Annotated in this window: 16 protein-coding genes and 1 tRNA gene; 8 read left to right on the forward strand and 9 right to left on the reverse strand. The window is 52.9% G+C overall.

The genetic code is table 11. The features are described 5' to 3' along the window. The first annotated feature begins 36 nt into the window (after positions 1 to 36). On the forward strand, positions 37 to 243 hold the full coding sequence (locus FYJ24_RS06695) for a cold-shock protein (RefSeq protein ID WP_154544820.1): 207 nt from the start codon (positions 37 to 39) through the stop codon (positions 241 to 243). Then, positions 240 to 974 carry a class I SAM-dependent methyltransferase gene (locus tag FYJ24_RS06700; RefSeq protein WP_154544822.1) on the forward strand — a complete coding sequence of 245 codons (735 nt, stop codon included), beginning with the start codon at positions 240 to 242 and terminating at the stop codon, positions 972 to 974. The genes FYJ24_RS06695 and FYJ24_RS06700 overlap by 4 nt, the downstream gene beginning before the upstream one ends. Here FYJ24_RS06700 and FYJ24_RS06705 read toward each other — a convergent pair. Then, positions 937 to 1,974 carry a Gfo/Idh/MocA family protein gene (locus tag FYJ24_RS06705; RefSeq protein WP_154544824.1) on the reverse strand — a complete coding sequence of 346 codons (1,038 nt, stop codon included), beginning with the start codon at positions 1,972 to 1,974 and terminating at the stop codon, positions 937 to 939. The genes FYJ24_RS06700 and FYJ24_RS06705 overlap by 38 nt on opposite strands. A gap of 12 nt (positions 1,975 to 1,986) precedes the next feature. After that, the gene (locus tag FYJ24_RS13400; RefSeq protein ID WP_154544826.1) at positions 1,987 to 4,563 is read right to left on the reverse strand and encodes a lysylphosphatidylglycerol synthase transmembrane domain-containing protein; all 2,577 of its coding nucleotides are present in this window, start codon (positions 4,561 to 4,563) and stop codon (positions 1,987 to 1,989) included. A 73-nt stretch (positions 4,564 to 4,636) separates the two neighbouring features. Here FYJ24_RS13400 and FYJ24_RS06715 point away from each other — a divergent pair, with 73 nt between their 5' ends. From FYJ24_RS06715 to pheA, 3 genes are read left to right on the forward strand one after another with little or no spacing between them, the layout of a single operon-like run. Continuing rightward, positions 4,637 to 5,329 carry a DedA family protein gene (locus FYJ24_RS06715; RefSeq protein ID WP_154544827.1) on the forward strand — a complete coding sequence of 231 codons (693 nt, stop codon included), beginning with the start codon at positions 4,637 to 4,639 and terminating at the stop codon, positions 5,327 to 5,329. Then, positions 5,330 to 7,288 carry a DUF6541 family protein gene (locus tag FYJ24_RS06720; RefSeq protein WP_154544828.1) on the forward strand — a complete coding sequence of 653 codons (1,959 nt, stop codon included), beginning with the start codon at positions 5,330 to 5,332 and terminating at the stop codon, positions 7,286 to 7,288. It begins immediately after the preceding gene. A 52-nt stretch (positions 7,289 to 7,340) separates the two neighbouring features. Continuing rightward, positions 7,341 to 8,312 (forward strand): prephenate dehydratase, encoded by a 972-nt coding sequence (gene pheA, locus FYJ24_RS06725; RefSeq protein ID WP_154544829.1) that lies wholly within the window; start codon positions 7,341 to 7,343, stop codon positions 8,310 to 8,312. On the opposite strand, the gene FYJ24_RS06730 is transcribed toward pheA, so the two are convergent. Together FYJ24_RS06730 and FYJ24_RS06735 are read right to left on the reverse strand one after the other, a co-directional pair. Then, positions 8,309 to 9,109, reverse strand: coding sequence for an ABC transporter permease subunit (locus tag FYJ24_RS06730; protein WP_154544830.1), 801 nt, complete (start codon positions 9,107 to 9,109; stop codon positions 8,309 to 8,311). The two genes, pheA and FYJ24_RS06730, sit on opposite strands and share 4 nt — an antisense overlap. Continuing rightward, positions 9,106 to 10,002, reverse strand: a complete 897-nt coding sequence (locus FYJ24_RS06735; RefSeq protein WP_154544831.1) for an ABC transporter ATP-binding protein — start codon at positions 10,000 to 10,002, stop codon at positions 9,106 to 9,108. The genes FYJ24_RS06730 and FYJ24_RS06735 overlap by 4 nt, the downstream gene beginning before the upstream one ends. Positions 10,003 to 10,063: 61 nt before the next feature. Between FYJ24_RS06735 and FYJ24_RS06740 the strand changes: the two genes are divergently transcribed. Beyond that, positions 10,064 to 10,642, forward strand: a complete 579-nt coding sequence (locus tag FYJ24_RS06740; RefSeq protein ID WP_206192562.1) for a CDP-alcohol phosphatidyltransferase family protein — start codon at positions 10,064 to 10,066, stop codon at positions 10,640 to 10,642. Here FYJ24_RS06740 and FYJ24_RS06745 read toward each other — a convergent pair. Next, positions 10,633 to 11,262: a LytR C-terminal domain-containing protein gene (locus tag FYJ24_RS06745; protein ID WP_206192563.1), complete on the reverse strand. Its 630-nt coding sequence runs from the start codon at positions 11,260 to 11,262 to the stop codon at positions 10,633 to 10,635. The genes FYJ24_RS06740 and FYJ24_RS06745 overlap by 10 nt on opposite strands. 207 nt (positions 11,263 to 11,469) lie before the next feature. Between FYJ24_RS06745 and FYJ24_RS06750 the strand changes: the two genes are divergently transcribed. After that, positions 11,470 to 11,559, forward strand: a tRNA-Ser gene (locus FYJ24_RS06750). A gap of 141 nt (positions 11,560 to 11,700) precedes the next feature. Here the strand turns inward: FYJ24_RS06750 and FYJ24_RS06755 are convergent. After that, positions 11,701 to 12,915, reverse strand: a complete 1,215-nt coding sequence (locus FYJ24_RS06755; RefSeq protein WP_154544834.1) for a hypothetical protein — start codon at positions 12,913 to 12,915, stop codon at positions 11,701 to 11,703. Between the two features lie 457 nt (positions 12,916 to 13,372). Here FYJ24_RS06755 and FYJ24_RS06760 point away from each other — a divergent pair, with 457 nt between their 5' ends. After that, positions 13,373 to 13,519 carry an antitoxin gene (locus FYJ24_RS06760; RefSeq protein WP_225872050.1) on the forward strand — a complete coding sequence of 49 codons (147 nt, stop codon included), beginning with the start codon at positions 13,373 to 13,375 and terminating at the stop codon, positions 13,517 to 13,519. An 88-nt stretch (positions 13,520 to 13,607) separates the two neighbouring features. Here the strand turns inward: FYJ24_RS06760 and FYJ24_RS06765 are convergent, their stop codons facing one another. From FYJ24_RS06765 to FYJ24_RS06775, 3 genes are all read right to left on the reverse strand, one after another. Continuing rightward, complete coding sequence (locus FYJ24_RS06765) at positions 13,608 to 14,228, reverse strand: superoxide dismutase (RefSeq protein WP_154544837.1); 621 nt, start codon at positions 14,226 to 14,228, stop codon at positions 13,608 to 13,610. A 102-nt stretch (positions 14,229 to 14,330) separates the two neighbouring features. Next, positions 14,331 to 15,116 (reverse strand): glycosyltransferase family 2 protein, encoded by a 786-nt coding sequence (locus FYJ24_RS06770; RefSeq protein WP_318656575.1) that lies wholly within the window; start codon positions 15,114 to 15,116, stop codon positions 14,331 to 14,333. Between the two features lie 27 nt (positions 15,117 to 15,143). Next, entirely contained in the window at positions 15,144 to 16,025 is an 882-nt protein-coding gene (locus FYJ24_RS06775) for a DUF5926 family protein (RefSeq protein WP_154544839.1), read from the reverse strand. Positions 16,026 to 16,041 lie beyond the last annotated feature (16 nt).

The raw sequence follows: 16,041 nt of genomic DNA on the forward strand, positions 1-16,041 counted from the left end.
CCGAATGATTTGCAATAACCACCCAAGGAAACACACATGGCAACAGGCGTAGTCAAATGGTTCAACGACGAAAAAGGTTACGGCTTCATCACCCCAGACGATGGTGGGGATGACCTTTTTGCTCACTTCTCAAACATTCAGGGTTCAGGACGTCGAACCCTTGTTGAGGATCAGCGTGTTGAATTTACCGTTCAAGAAGGACCTAAAGGTCTGCAGGCTGCTGAAATCGTCAAGATTTCTTGAGAGATCTAAACCCTTACGCTGCGCCGGGTGCAGCGCAGGGGTATGAAGCAATTAGGCCCCCTTATCCAGCGCAGGCTGTGAGTCTGGCGCTGGAGGGGGATCCTCGTGTCATCGCTGACGTAGGTGCTGGCACAGGACGTTTTTCTATAGCAGCTGCGCAAGCTCTGCCGCACTCTCAGATTATTGCGATAGAGCCCTCCGAAGAAATGCGCAGTAGCTGGCCTGAGATTCCACAACAAGTAGTAGTTTCAGGCGCAACAGCTGAGGATACACAGTTGCCTCGGCAATCATGTGATCGCGTTGTCTGGGCACAATCCTTCCACTGGATCGATCCTCATGCGGCTTCGGTTGAGACGAACCGAATCCTCCGAGATGGCGGGTATGGAATCGTTATCGCCAATCAGATGGATGTATCCCAAGCGTGGGTGCACAGGCTGACGCGGATTATGCGATCAGGTGATGTGTACCGGCCTGACCGTCCACCACAGTTACCGAGGTTTGTATCAACCTTCTTGCAACCAGTTGCATGGGTGCAAAATCTTCGTGTCGATGAAGTGCTGCTCTTGGCGCGCACTCGCGCATCGTACCTACGCGCCAAAGATGCTACCCGCGCCAAAATGCAAGAGAACCTCAGGTGGTATTTGCTTGAGCACCTTGGCTATGGGCCAGAAGACATCGTTGAAATCCCCTATTTCACCTATGTGTGGAGACTTGATCCATCATCCACATGACGTCCAGTGTTGCTTGCCAAGGAACGACAGGAGATTCCGTCATACCTGCGCGTATGCATCGCGCGGCTTCAGCAACTTGATATTGGAAGCCTCCCGGCACAGTTGCATCCCAACGGTGAACCTCTCCATGGAAGTGGTCGGCTCCCTCAGGGTAGGTACGTAGAACTACTTCTGTGGGCCTGTAAAACTGGGTAGGCATCTCAATGGAGAAGTTCTCAAAGGTGATCGATCCTGAAGTAGCACTACGCCCATCGAGGTTTGACGAGGCCAGACTGAGTGCCGTGGGGTATTTACCTACGACCATCTCTGCCGCAGTTACTCCCGTGGATGTAGGCCGGGTAAGGGCCTGAATCTCTTGGGGACGCCCCAAAACAAATTGGGAAAAATGGAGGGAGTAGACGCCAAGATCATGGAGAGATCCTCCGCCCAGTGAGGCTTCCATGAGCCTGGGGACATGGCGGAGAGACTGTCCATGGTCCGCATGAACGGAGACGACATCGCCGCCAATCCCAGCTGCTACAGCCGCGGCAATAAAACGATAGTGTGGCAGATGACGACTCCACATAGCTTCCATAGCAAAGAGTCCCTGTGTCTGCGCCTCAGTGAAGACTTCTTCCGCCTCTTTCAGTGTCATTGCGAAGGCTTTTTCAACCAAGACCGGCTTCCCAGCACGCAAAGCTAACAGTGCATCATCGCGGTGACGTATGTGGGGTGTTGCGATATAGATGGCGTCGACCAGATCACTGGCAACAAGGTCTTCATAGGATCCAAACGCATGTTCAACACCCATTTCTGCAGCGAATTGTTCAGCACGTGAGAGATCGCGTGACCCAACAGCAGAAATAATCTGTGAGCTGTGTGCAGGAACGTCGCGGGCAAAAGTCCGCGCAATACCACCAGCACCAAGAATTCCCCAACGCAGCTGAGGGGCGTCGAAGGGGTCAAGGATAGTGGTGTGAGGGGCAACCTGAGCGAAAGCCGAGGGAAGTTCAATACTCATGTTCTGATTGTCTCAGACATAGCCCTTCTTTTGAACAAAATGGAGGGCAATCCATGCGAATGGAACGCGACCGTAGAAAGTGAGAAGCCGGTAGAGCAGTACGGTTGGGACCGCTATGGCGGGTGGAACTCCGGCCACCTGGAGACCCGCAGTGAGGGCAGCTTCGGTGGTTCCGATGCCGCCCGGAGAGGGAATGGCAGAGCCCACGGTGTTGGAAAGCAAGAAGGTGATTGTCACCGTGAGAATACTGAGGTCATAATCAAAAGCTGCCAAGGACGCAGCAAACGCTCCTATAAAGCCTACGTTCATCAAGACGTTCCCGAAGAAGGCTTTGGCTAAGTCTTGAGGGTGTCCAATCAGCCACAAGAGTTGGGGGCGGATTTGTTCCCAAATATCGCGGGCTTTTGTCCATAGCGAGGTTCGAATCTTCGTGATTGCCAGCAAGCCAGCTAGACCAGCTCCGACAGCGGCTACGATCCATACAGTCATGATGGAGGGAATCGGCAGATTTACCGAAGTGCCCGTAGATGCAGCTATGACGACTAGTAGGAATACCGAGGTGATGACCTGCGAGATTTGTACTAAGGTGACGGAGGCAACAGCTACCGGGAGCTTCACCTTTTCTTTGGTTAAGTAGCGCAGGTTCATAGCGGCGGGGCCTATTCCGGCAGGTGCAACCAAACTGACGATGGATGCGGCAATCTGAACAAGCGTAGTTCGCCAGAATGGAAGTTTGACGGGCGCAAAAGCCACCAGAGGTATGGCTGATCCCAGCCATATGAGAGTGCTGAGGAGAAATGCCACAAGGATCCACCACGGATTAGCTCCCTTGACTGCTTCTATTATTTCTGTGAAATTCAAAGAGCCGACCACCGCGAAGAGGGCAAAGGCTCCCACAGCAAAGAGAATCAGTGTACGAGGTGCAAACCGTACAAGCTTTGCAGGTGCCATGTCTTCTGCAGAGACATCGGCTTCCTGAGCCACAGATGAACGTAGGTTGTCGAGTATGTCTGTTTTTCGTAATCGACGGCGAATCTCTGGTGGCATAATTGCTGACTGCATGACAACAGCAATAGCCGTGAGTTCTGAAGCAGAGAAAAAATCCATTGCTGAGGCTAATGCACGTTCAGTTCCCACCGCCAATGAAAGATGTGCCAGCATCTGAGCACAATCGATTTGTCTACTCAGATCAGTGGAGGCTACTTCTCCCTCATGCCAATCTAATATCCATAGGCGGCCTTGTGCGTCGACACCTAGTGAATGGACATCAAGATTTCTATGTGCGACACCGCGTGAGTGAGCATCGAGTAGCTGGAGCCACGCTTGTGCCAGGAAGTGGTCGGGTATATGAGCTTGCGCATCGTGTAATGCTAAGAGGTCGGCGAGGAGGGGAGTCGACTCCCATGCGACTACTACCGAGTCTCCGGCACGTGCGATTCCTAAAGGCCGGGGTGTTTTCACCTCTGCTTCCGCTGCTGTTTTCGCAGCTAAAACGGCTCTTTCTGCACTAGCGAGAATCGCTGGAGAAATCCAACGGGTAAAGCCCCTGAGCCTTATGTTATTCCACAGATCTCCCAAGGTAGATGTGAGGGCACTACCGGGATCCATTACGTGCAGCTCTAATTCACGACCGTCAGTCGTCCACAGGCGATAGTTGCGGTCAATGCGGTGGCCCCATGGCGGTGCCATTTCGTAACTGTCGATCGCGCTTGTCTCTATTGGTCGGGTCAGCAGGCGAGGTGCAACCCGGCTTGCGGGCGCTGAAGTAGCATCGTCATTTTCAAACACTTCCCATGATTCAAGTGGCTCAACGTCGGTAGCGACATCCGCACGAATTATTTGCGAAGGGGAAAGGCCCATATCGAGGATTCCCTGCACCAGGTCAGCTGGCAGTGCCCGGCGATCGTCAAAGCCGAAACCCCAGCGGGCAAGACAGCCAATCATCCGGCCCAGTAACACTGTGACGACCATTCCCGGCACAGTTGCAGTACCCCAAATGAGGCTCACAATGAGGAGAAACCATATTCCCACCCAAGAAAATCGCACTGCGCTACTTTGGCTTGCATCGGCAGCTACGGTGAGCGCGGCCGCTAAAACGGTGATGACAACATCAAGGGATATAACCCCACCAGTAGGGGTACGAACTAGCAGTGAATCCACCAACACGCTTGGCAGATGAGGAATTGCCATAACTAAAATCCACCCAGTGATGGCAGCGATAGCTCCCGTGGTGATGGCATTGACCATTGAGCGGTAGCGTCCTTTACGCGCCAAAGAAATCAGTACCGCAGCAGGAGAGACGATAACGAAGAAGCTTTCAATGACGGTGACCGGCATTCGCAGAATTTGGCGGACGATGCCCCCCAACGCCTCGCGCACATCCTCTGCCACACCTTGTGTTGTGGAATGTGCGTAGAGCCCAACCAGTATGACCAAAAGTATGCCGCATAGCGCGAAAAGGGCTTCCAAGAGGTCTTCTGGCCGCCTCAGGCGGGTAGGGAGATGATCGGCGACTAAAACGGGACCTTTCAGACGGTGTTTTCGTAACACCTCAACTTCTCGATCTTCCCGTGCCGGATCACTTTCCACACGCTCATTCTATCGGTGCACTCACAAGTACGAGGTTTCTTGCGCTAGGCTTCCAGGGGTACCAGAGGAGAAAATGAACGCGATATTCACTGAAGGCGGCTTTGGTCAACTGATCGAATGGTTCCGTGATCCTGAACAACTACTGATCGCCATGGGCCCATGGGTTCTTGTGGGAGTGGCAATCATTGTATTCGTCGAATCCGGAGTTCTCTTTCCGGTACTTCCGGGTGACTCTCTGATCTTCGCGGCCGGGTTATTGCATACCCAACTGGGAATCAACATGTGGGTGCTCATCATCACTATTTTAGTGACGGCGTTCCTCGGTGCTCAAGTGGGGTACTGGATCGGGAGGCGATGGGGAAGGCGACTCTTTAAACCTGATGCGCGAATACTCAAAACTCAATACTTAGACCAGGCCGAGAAATTCTTTGCGCGGTATGGCGGTCGAGCACTCGTCTTAGGACGATTTGTGCCTTTCGTTCGCACCTTTGTTCCCCTGGCTGCGGGAGCCGCACGCCTCCCCTATGGAAAATTCCTTTTTTTTAACACTTTGGGGGCCCTAGTGTGGGGAGCAGGCATCACATGGGCTGGCGCGGCTTTGGGTGGAATCGACTTCGTCCATGACAACCTGGAAATCATTGTTATCCTCATCGTGCTGGTTTCCGTAATTCCGATGGTGGTGGAATATGTACTACACAAACGTCGGAAAGCGCGGGAACCTCAGGAAGAAACAGTTGATGTGGATGTAGTTGTCGAGGAAGACTGAGTGGACTGGCTACTTCTTTTCCTTTTAGCCAGTGCAATGGCACTGGCCGCGTGGGCACCTGCGTATTTTTGGTTGCGTGCCGTACGCATTCCGCCTGGAATCGCCACTGCTCTTTCACCAGCCTTGGTGATAATTTTCCTCAGTGTTCTGGGCGAGGTGTATCACCTCCTAGGGATAGCTTGGTCGGGTCTTAGTGTCCTACCGCTTCTTGCTATTTCAACGGTGGCGGCACTATGGGTGTTTCGACGGCAAAAGCGACATGCCGAGCGTGCTATGGGATGGCAATTCTGGTGCGTCGTCGCATTAGCGTGGCTCATAGCGGCCCTACCGTGGATAAGTGTTGCGCCTGCGGATAATCCGATTCAACAATGGGACCCGTCTTTTCACATGAATGGCGTGTGGTCCATCATCGGCACTGGAGATGCGGGTTGGGACACGGCCTTAGCTCCTAACTATGCTGCCAGGGCAGCTAGCGAGTACCCTCCAGGGTGGCACATTTTTGTCGCACTCTTTGCCACGCAGAAGACCGTCCTTTTCGCCGCTAATGCGTCTACACTGGCGTTGATGCTGCTGTGGGTTGTGGGAGCCGGTGTGTATACCCGGGTACTCTTCAGCTCCCGGATAGCCTGGACGATAGCGCCTCTTCTTGCTGCGGGGATGCTCAGTATGCCAGCTGACGCGCTTGGCGCATACAGTCAGTGGCCCAACGCAACCTCTGTCGCACTGATGCCAGGAATTGCCGCATATCTTGTCTGGCTTGGTCGGAAAGCTGTCCGTGTGTGGGGAGGACGCAAAGTCCTCTCCGCAACAGAGTGGATAGCATGGCCGTCAGTTCTCCTTCTTGGATGTCTCGGGGGTATTCGAGCCCACCCAGTCATCGGATTCAACCTCCTCTTCCTATTAGCGCCGGCAATCATTGCTGGACTCATCCAACTGACCCGGATTGATTATCGGCGGAAGAGATGGTGGGCAGTACCTATATGGCCTGCCACTTTTGCGCTCGGTGTAGCTGCGGTGTTGTTCCTCTTCAACACCGCAGAAGTGCGGAACATGGGGGACTATCCGCGTCCAGGCCAATCGTGGGCAGTCGCGTTAGGTACGTTCCTCACCCCCACTCCGCCCTATGGGCGCAGCATCTCACTGACACTGTGGTTGGCGACCGTTGCTATTCTCATGATTTTGGCGCTCTTCTACTACGCCTCTGCCTACGGTCGCAATAAGTCGATACGGCTATGGCCGCTCATGTCTTTCCTGGTTTTTGCGGGCTTGGTTCTTATCGCATATGGACCGGACTCCGCCTTTAGAGAGTTCATTGTTGCGCCATGGTTCCTTGACGCCCGTCGCATCATGGAACCGCAGAATCTCTCGATGGTTCCTCTAGCGGCTTTAGGATTTGCCTGGGTTGTCGATAACGTTGCGAGCATTTCTCAAAGGGTAACGCGTCCTATAGTGGGCGCCGTAACCGCTGTGGTTGTTGTTGCGGTTTCAGGTGGTTTGGGCCTTTCAGCGCGGGCACACGCTTTTGCTAGTGTGTATGATCCACAGCGTTTGGGTAAGCCCGGTATGGCAACGCAAGGTGAACTCGACATGTTGCGTTCGCTGGATGAGATCCTTCCAGCCGATGCCGTCATATTAGGAGACCCGCAAAATGGGTCAGTTTATGCGCAGGTGATAGGACAAAGAAAGGTTGTCTTCCCACAGCTGACACTCAGTGGACTTACAGATGACCAGACCCTGCTGCGTCAGTCTTTCAAAGATCTGGCGACAAACCCACAAGTTTGCGAAGCAGTCAAGAGGCTTGGTGTCACTCATTTCTATTCTGACGAAGACGGATACTACTACCAGACTCTCCGGTCTGAGCGCACCCCCGGCTTGTACAACGTCAACCCTGCCGATGGGTTAGAGCTTGTCGCCGAGGGCGATACTGCCCGCCTGTATCGCATCACGGCTTGCAATTAGACGAATCGCAGGCAGCGGTGATAATAATACGACCTGAGACAAAGGAATGAATATGGTTGATCGAGCGGTTCCCACTAACCTTCCCGGACCTGCACCTGCAGGTGAACGGATGAAGATTGCGTTTTTGGGACCGTTTGGAACGTTTTGTGAACAAGCTGTCTGGCAAGTTGCCCCTACTCGCAGTGACCTACTTCCTATGCCGTCAGTCGGACAAGCATTAGCTGCCGTTCGACGAGGTGAAGCCGACAGAGCAGTGGTTCCTATCGAAAACTCGGTCGAAGGTGGGGTCAATGCCACTATTGACGAGCTTTCACATGGAAGTTCCTTGGTTATTGTTGCTGAAATGCTGGTTCCTGTTGCCTTTGCTTTTGGGGTGTTGCCAGGGACGAAACAGGAAGATATTCACGCAGTGGGCACGCACCCACACGCGTGGGCTCAGTGTCGCCACTGGGTTGAAGCACACTATCCCAATGTTATCCATGTGCCAACTGCCTCGACGGCAGCAGCTCCCGAAATATTAACATCGGTTGAGGACGTTCCCTTTCAAGCAGTTCTCTGTTCAAAACCATCAGCAAAGCTTTTCGAGCTGGAAGTGCTGGCAGATGACGTGGCAGATAATCCCGGAGCTGTCACCCGTTTCGTTATGGTCTCCCGTGAAGGGGACATTCCCCCTGCAACGGGCGCTGACAAGACAACTGTGCAAGTACGCTTACCCGACAACGAAGCTGGCGCACTGCTGACGATGTTGGAACAATTCAGTGCCCGAGGCGTGAACCTGTCTCGCATTGAGTCTAGGCCCAGTGGGAATGGACTCGGTTCCTACTCTTTCTCTATAGACATTGAGGGACACGTGCGTGAAGAACGGATTCAGGCCGCGCTGGTTGGGCTTCACCGGACCTGTCCGGAAGTAAAGTTCTTGGGATCCTATCCGAGAGTGGACGGAGTACGGCCAAATATCCGTCCAGGAACCACAGATGAGGATTTTGCTAGCGCCCGCGCATGGATAGAGAAGATACTGGGCTAGTCCACATCGCGGCGCCACCGCAGCAGGTAGCCAAGAGCTGCAAATACACCGGCGTAGGCCAGTAACACCAAGCAACCTGCCCACCATTGCAAAGACGATGAGCCCATTTGCATTACCGAAAAAGCGGAACTTCCGCAGAACGCATCAGAGGCGGCGCCAGGTAAGAAAGAACCGATCTTTGCCGAAACGGGGGAGAACATTGCTACCATCCGCAGTATTGGTTCAAGGAACTGCGTGAAAGCGATGGCAATCACCAGAACTGCTGCTTGGTTAGGAACCAGGCTACCCAGTCCGACTCCTATCATTGCCCATATTCCCATAGCCACCACACCCCGGAGGATCATTAACCATGTTTCCACTTCGCCCAAACCTGTAGTGTGTCCATTCGCAGTCAGGATGATAAGTGCCGCGATGATCGTGCTGCCGAATGCAATCAATCCGAATAAGAACCCAATGATGCACTGGGAAATCAGTTTGGCGCCTAGAGCAGTTCCTCGTCGTGCAATGGTGAGGAAAGTGGGAACAATAGTATGGTGCCTAAACTCGCCCGTCACGGCCAGAGCTCCGACTAACAGCGGAAAAACGTATCCTACGGATAGGGCCGTAGAGTAGACTGAACGGGCTGTATCTGAAGAGTCTAAGAAAACTAGTTCTTCGCTGGCAAGACCGGCGATTCCAGAGAACGCAAAAGCCAAAATTGTAGCCGTAAAAGCCACGTAGAGGGCCATGAGGAGTGCTAAAATCCACCACGTTCGTGTGGTAAAAGTCTTGAGAAACTCGGAGCGTAGTGCCTTCATCGTCGCCCTCCAACTAGACCTAGGAATACATCTTCTAGTCCGTCTTCATCGGCACTGAGGTGGGACAGAGGCAGCCCAGCTTGGAATGCTATCGTCCCCACAGTAGTGGGATCTGAATTTGACACTTCTAATCCATCCGGCGTTTCACGAACATCTAGTTGCGCATTTCGCAACGCTACATGTAGATCAGTGCGATGAGGGGAATCAACTGACACATGCTTACTTCCCATCGCCTCAATCTCACTGAGGCTTCCCGCGGCTACTAGTTGTCCGTGGTTAATGATGACAATGTGATCTGCTATCTGTTGAATCTCAGATAATAGGTGTGAGCTGAGAAGAACGGTTGCCCCCTGGCCTGCTAAAAAGTTCAAGAGATCTCGCATCCATCGTATTCCTTCTGGATCCAACCCATTTGCTGGCTCGTCCAGTACCAAAACGGACGGGTCAGATAGAAGAGCTCCGGCGAGGCCCAGTCGCTGTCGCATGCCTAACGAGTAGGTTCCTACCCGTCGATCTGCGAAATCGCGTAGCCCCACCTTGTCCAGAACTTCGTCGATGCGGGAGTACGACGTTCCTTCCGCGGCCGCAAGAATCCGAAGGTGGTTGCGGGCAGTGCGGCCCGGATGAAAAGAATGCGAGTCGAGGCTTGCTCCAACGACATGTCCTGGGGAAAGAAAATCGGCATAGCGTTTCCCTCCGATCAATGCCTGGCCATGCGTGGGGGCTGCCAGGCCAAGCAGTATACGAAGCGTCGTCGTTTTACCGGCCCCGTTAGGCCCCAAGAAGCCCGTAATGCGACCGGGAAGGGCCTCGAACGAGAAGTTATTTACAGCCGCAAACGAGCCATACTTCTTCGTGAGGTTGTGGACTGAGATTGTCAAGCCATTGTCCATGTGGCTCCTTTTTCTCCGAGGGCTTTCGTCTTGTCAGCTTGAGGTAGATAGAATCGATGGCATGACTCAGATGCAGGTGAAAGACAATGTCTTCACCATTCCTAATGTCCTTTCAGTAAGCCGATTAGTAATTCTACTTCCACTTTCACTGTATTTGCTTGCAACGCATCGCTACGCATGGACATTGGTAGCTTTGTTCTTTTTGGGAGCGACAGACTGGTTGGATGGCTATCTTGCTCGCGCTCTCAACCAGCAATCTGAACTTGGTAAATACATGGATGTTGTCGCTGATCGCATATCCGTTGTGTTCATTGCTCTTGGTCTAGTCTTTGCCGGGCTAGTACCGTGGTGGGTTGTTTGTGTCATTGCTGGTGTTGATGCGATTGTTGCGGCAACCACGTGGTTCTTATTCCATGGACCCCCCAATATCGCCGTATCCTTCGTAGGAAAGGTACGGACAGCGCTGCTTCTTTTCGCATTACCGGGGATGATTCTAGCGGCGGCACTTGATTCCCCTTCAGTGAGAGAAGCCAGCTATGTAGTTTTGGCGATTGGCTTGGTGTTTCACATCGTTGCCGCAGTGGGGTACATACGTGCCATGGTGCGTAACAGGCCTGGCAAGAATGTGCGTCAGGACTGACTACCTTCACCAGACTGCCCGTCAGACTGAGGTGAACCAGATTGCTCTGTATTTGTAGTGAGTGCTTTTTCCAGAGCTTCAGGACTCACATCGACGCATTCGGGTAGTGAAGTGAGTTGAGAACTAGTCGCGGCAATTTCTGCTATCTCTTCGGCAGTGGGAATTTTTTCAGCGCTTTCACCAATAGTAATTGTGATTGTGCGTCCCGGTATATCCGTGAATTTGATTCGAGTTTTTTCATCGAAATAGCGAGCCAAAGTATACGCATCGTCTACACCCGCGGGTCCTGCCTCAATCATGAATGTGCCCCTAAAAGGCGCTGCGTTATCCACGGGGCCTTTCTCATATCCCAAGGTAGCAAGACTGTCAGACAACGTTGCTGCTGCTCCTGATAGAGAAGAAGCATTAAGAATCTGTAGCTTGGCACCTTCTGGATCAACAGGCGTGGTTGCAGCAACTAGACAAGGAGTATCGCCCGCCTCAGCATACGTGGTCTTCTTGGAGAACTCTTCAGAAAACGGCATCGGAAGTATTCCCGTGAGCCCCAAGAGTGCCAAGGCTAAGGCAATAATCATCGCTAGGATGACGAAACCGTAAATAATGCTCTGCCTACGCGCCATGATGGAACGATACTTTTGACGAGGCGATTTTGACGGTATCGGATCCTGCGGTACTGGCGATGGAAAGCTCACATTACTAACCTAGTGGAGGTTGCGGTCAGAATGCGAACGGATCCCGCAATTTTTGCCAAGCCGTATCAGTGGGAGCAACACCATACCTGCTCGTCTTGGAGGTATCTAGTATCCCCGTGTAGCATGACTGCGTTAGGTAGCGTGTCCGAGCGGCCGAAGGTGCAGCACTCGAAATGCTGTGTGGTGTCACAGCCACCGTGGGTTCAAATCCCACCGCTACCGCCAAATAGTTGGCTAAATACCAACGAAAAGTCGGAATGTGAGTCCAACCTGTCCCACGTACGGGGTCATAAAACTGTACACCGGGCCGTATACCGCCCAGGCATTTGCTACAACGCCCAGGCAGCGGTTTTCTTATCCCATTAGCTACGGACCGGCCACGCGCTGCAGCGAACCATCAGGAGCGAACTCTACATACCCGCTGATTCCATCGGGACTGTCGACATAGATCCGCACTAGGAGAGCTAGCGGCTCGTCAATGCCTACCATTGATCGCTCGATGATGATGCGTGAGACGGAAGGCTCAGAAGCTCCCAATGCTGCGAATTCTTGCGTTGCACATTCAATGTTCGCATCGGCTGTTGACCAGGTGACCTCGTCGAGAGTGAAAATTGCATCTGGTGTAGTCTGAGCTCCGCCGTCGAGAACGCGAGAGTCTTCGATGCGTCCGCCTCGGAAATCGACCTCTGTGAGAGACGGTCCAGAATCCCCTGAAGGGATATACGAGTTCACCAGGAGCCGGTCACCATAATTGATGACCCGTGTTGACAGATCACTTCCAGTAGTTTCGACAATTTGAGATAGTGCATTTTCGAATTGTTCCTGCGAATAGCGCAATGTCTGATGATCTGTTTCTGGGAGTTGCTCGAAATACTCTATAGGCAAAAGTTCTCCGTTGGCATCCAACCGAACATTGACGTTTCCATAGGGATTATCGAAGGTAAGGGTAATCTGGATGCGGGCGAATGAAGTAGAATCACGCTGAACTCGAATAGCTGTAAGTATGGGTTCTGATAGGCCCTTTGCTGTGGCAACATTCTGAGCTTCTGGGATATGCGCAATCACCGATCCCCAATCAACTTCGTTGAAACTGAACCTATCTCTGGACGGATCGCTGGGTTGAATCAAAGCCGGTTGCCTGTCGTTAACCCGTTGATCTTCTACGGAGATTACATCCGCAGTGTCCGCGTCGGCCGAAGTAGGAATAGTCGCTCGCATCCATATTTGCGAGATGTGGAGGTCGAATACTTGGCTGTTGCCAAGCTGTTCTTCTATCGATGCGAATGTATCGAGGAGAGGCTCCGCCTCGAAAAGATAGTCGTGATCGAGGGTGATTGCTTCGTTGGATCGCCCCTCGATGATGAGTTTTACGTGCTCCAGCGCATGAGGGCTGACAAGGAATGGTGCACCCAGGCCTCCTATCAGAAACGCCGCAACCATCAAGATAACTGCCAATGTTGGGCGCATGTGGTGTCTGGCAAAAAAGCCATGAGACCGTTCAGGTAATTCTTTAGCCGACGATACGTCAGAGCTAGTGAGAGAGCCTTGCGGATGGGGCGGGGTCGAGTCTAATAGATACACATTTCGGAACTCAGCATCCTGATGCGAGACCGCGATGATACTGCCCGGATTGAAGAAGCCTGCATCAATGAGGGGGATAATTTCTTCGTACTAGTTTTGAAGGGGATCCCGTTGTCGCCGTCCACCAAAAGATTGAAAAGTACTTCAGGTTGTTCATTAATGTATGTACCTGTTTGGTGCCGTTCGAGTATCAATGCAGCACGAACCTGCCCAGCTGACACCCCCGCTCAGCTTCTTGCTGCTGATGAGCAGACTTACCGATTGTTCCAGCCGCTATGACAAGCACCAGCAAAATGCCAGCAGCGATCGTGAAACCAGTTGCCCATGGAAAAAATGTCCGAGGACAGTCTTGCCAATATGTTAAGAGAGATTGCACCGCCGAGAACGGCAAAGAACAGCAAACGCATCATAGATAGTCATTCTTGCATGTCTAGGTTAATGGGAGATGAAATTCCGTATGGGTGAGTGCAAGGCGCGAATAGCTTATTCCGACGGCTTTCTTGATAAGGCATCGGAAGCGGCAAAGAAGGTAACTGGTGGGCGCTTTGATGAGCACATTGATTCGGCCCGCGATGCCGCTGATAAGAAGTTGGGTACCGAGTAGCACTTAGTTAATGTATAAAATGTCCAGTTTGCGTGCGGTCTATAAAGACGTTTGCACGCAAACTGGACATTCTGCGTTCTAGGAGAAACTAGCTAAGGAGCGAACCGAAATTGGCAGTAGCCCGGTCATAGCGAGCTTCAACGTCATCCCAGTTAACGACATTCCACCATGCTTCAACGTACTTGGCTTTTACGTTCTTGTAGTCGAGGTAGAAGGCGTGCTCCCACATGTCCAACATCAGTAGTGGCACGGTACCGACAGGAACATTCCCCTGCTGGTCATAAAGTTGGAAGGTTACTAGGCCGCCACTAATGGTGTCATAGGCAAGAACCGCCCATCCTGAGCCTTGCAGACCCATGGCGGCGGCAGTGAACTGTTTCTTGAAGTTATCCAGTGAACCGAAAGACTTGTCAATAGCATCCTTCAATGCTCCTTCAGGGCCTGCCTTGGCCTCAGGAGTCATGTTCTTCCAGAAGACGGAGTGGTTTGAATGCCCTCCTAGGTGGAATGCAAGATTCTTCTCATGCAAGTTGATTGCGGCAAGATCGCCAGCTTCGCGGGCAGCTTCGAGAGCTGCAAGGGCGGCGTTGGCTCCATCAACATATGCCTGATGATGCTTGGAGTGGTGGAGTTCCATAATCTCCGCAGAAATGTGCGGTTCTAGCGCATCGTATGCGTAGGGGAGATCGGGAAGAACGTAGACAGCCATTTAATGATCCTCTCATGAGCAAAATAGGTCTGACTCATCCAACCTATCGCCCTTTGGTCCTAGGTGCGAGGTGGATTCGCGCAGGGCGTAGGCGACTTAGCTTTAACGCGGCATCGTGTATGGAATTCCGGGCCCTTGGTCTTCAATGGGCGTGCGAAGGGGGCGCGGTAGGCGAGTCCCGGCAAGCCTGCGCATGTTGACCGTCAGCCACACGTCACCGTATCGAGTACCTTTTCGGCCATCGTGGCGGTGTACGGGATCCATCATATGTTGGAAGTCGCAGGGGATCTCGACCAACGTGAACCCCTTGGCAAGGAGATCGATAGTCATTCCAATATCAACACCCCAGCCAGAAGAGAAAGGCATCACTGCATTGACTGCTGCACGGGTGAGGCAGCGTTGTGTAGAGAGGGGTAGGGTTGAATACCAGCCGGTAGTTCTGCGAAGTCCCTTGCGTGCCACCTGGTTGGGGGTATCCAGTTTGCCCGGAGTAACTGGGACACCAATCGCACAATCAGCTAATCCGGATATTACTGCCTCTACCAGTGCACTAGCTTCAACAGCTGACTCACCGATATCAGGGTCAAGGAAAAGAAGAAGGCGCGGCGGCCAGTCGGCGCGATCCCTCATAGCTGCAACCTTGATGCCTGTTTCTAGTGCGGATGCGCGACCGCGAGAAACAGAATGTCTTACAGCAACTGCACCAGCTGACCTGGCAATTTGTGCGGTATTGTCTTCAGAACCATCGTCAACAACGACTACTAAATCGACAGCGGGAATGGCACGACATGCACGAATAGTTGAGGCGATGCACGTGCGAGCATCACGGCACGCGATGATGACCGCAACTCGCTGTGGGCCCTTTACGGACTCATCGTCTCCGCTCACCGCATCTCCCTTTTGCCACTGCTTAGTCTAGCGAATGGTGACCTGCCGCGAGACCATGCCAGCCCTGGCGCGCCGTTCGTCTTCGTTCAGTGAATCGGTACTGGTCAAAGCCTTATTCAGGGCATCTCTGAGTTGCTTCGCTGGTTCGGCGAGATCGTCTACCGTGAGTTCAGCGGGAACTTGAAAGACGGGAATGCCTATTCCACATGCGCGGAAGGCTCCGACAAACCGCGACCCTTCTCCCAGTGAAGCGTGTCCAGCTACCTGCAACCGGGCAAGTGCAGTATAGAGAGAATCTTCATCGGCCTCGACAACATAGCGGACGAAGTTATTGTTCATAGAACACCAATACATGTGCTTGACACCCGGGATGTTCTGTGTCGGAACGATATCTTCGCGGTTTTGAGCGAGAGCATTCTCAATGTCGGCATCGCGTTCTTCTGTGGGGTCGAACCAGTAAGAGAAGTCCTCGACCAGTTCCATGCCAGGTTCGCTGTTCTCATTAACTAATACGTCCTGGAGGCGCGGTCCCGCGTCGCGCACATCGAACTGTGGCACGCCGTCCTCTCCCTGTTGCTTCATGGCTACGGCGGCGGCAATTGCTGTTCCCGCGTCGTGAGAAAGGTCGCCAGAGTGGAAGCGAGTCTGCAGTCCGATCAAAATGGCACCATCGGCTCTCACCATCGCGCCAGCACCATCGGGCAGCAACGTCACAAAAGTGATTTCTTCCGATCCATAGTCCCCATTGGTGTGAGCAATCATGGTGGCGGCTGGGATGATTTCACGCATGGCAACCAGCTCTGGCTCACGGACCAGGCCCTCAAAAGGGCGGGATACAAAGGGAATCGGGGCTTTGGTGGTCTTTTTCTTAGCCGGATTCATTTTCTTGCGACGATTAGCTTTACCCATGAGTAAAAGGGTAGCT

Source organism: Scrofimicrobium canadense, from assembly GCF_009696615.1.
GTDB lineage: Bacteria > Actinomycetota > Actinomycetes > Actinomycetales > Actinomycetaceae > Scrofimicrobium > Scrofimicrobium canadense.

Coding starts and splice junctions, on each gene's coding strand:
- FYJ24_RS06695 (WP_154544820.1), top strand. CDS start 37: ATGGCAACAGGCGTAGTCAAATGGTTCAACGACGAAAAAGGTTACGGC.
- FYJ24_RS06705 (WP_154544824.1), bottom strand. CDS start 1,974: ATGAGTATTGAACTTCCCTCGGCTTTCGCTCAGGTTGCCCCTCACACC.
- FYJ24_RS06715 (WP_154544827.1), top strand. CDS start 4,637: ATGAACGCGATATTCACTGAAGGCGGCTTTGGTCAACTGATCGAATGG.
- pheA (WP_154544829.1), top strand. CDS start 7,341: ATGGTTGATCGAGCGGTTCCCACTAACCTTCCCGGACCTGCACCTGCA.
- FYJ24_RS06730 (WP_154544830.1), bottom strand. CDS start 9,109: ATGAAGGCACTACGCTCCGAGTTTCTCAAGACTTTTACCACACGAACG.
- FYJ24_RS06735 (WP_154544831.1), bottom strand. CDS start 10,002: ATGGACAATGGCTTGACAATCTCAGTCCACAACCTCACGAAGAAGTAT.
- FYJ24_RS06740 (WP_206192562.1), top strand. CDS start 10,064: ATGACTCAGATGCAGGTGAAAGACAATGTCTTCACCATTCCTAATGTC.
- FYJ24_RS06745 (WP_206192563.1), bottom strand. CDS start 11,262: ATGGCGCGTAGGCAGAGCATTATTTACGGTTTCGTCATCCTAGCGATG.
- FYJ24_RS06760 (WP_225872050.1), top strand. CDS start 13,373: ATGGGTGAGTGCAAGGCGCGAATAGCTTATTCCGACGGCTTTCTTGAT.
- FYJ24_RS06765 (WP_154544837.1), bottom strand. CDS start 14,228: ATGGCTGTCTACGTTCTTCCCGATCTCCCCTACGCATACGATGCGCTA.
- FYJ24_RS06775 (WP_154544839.1), bottom strand. CDS start 16,025: ATGGGTAAAGCTAATCGTCGCAAGAAAATGAATCCGGCTAAGAAAAAG.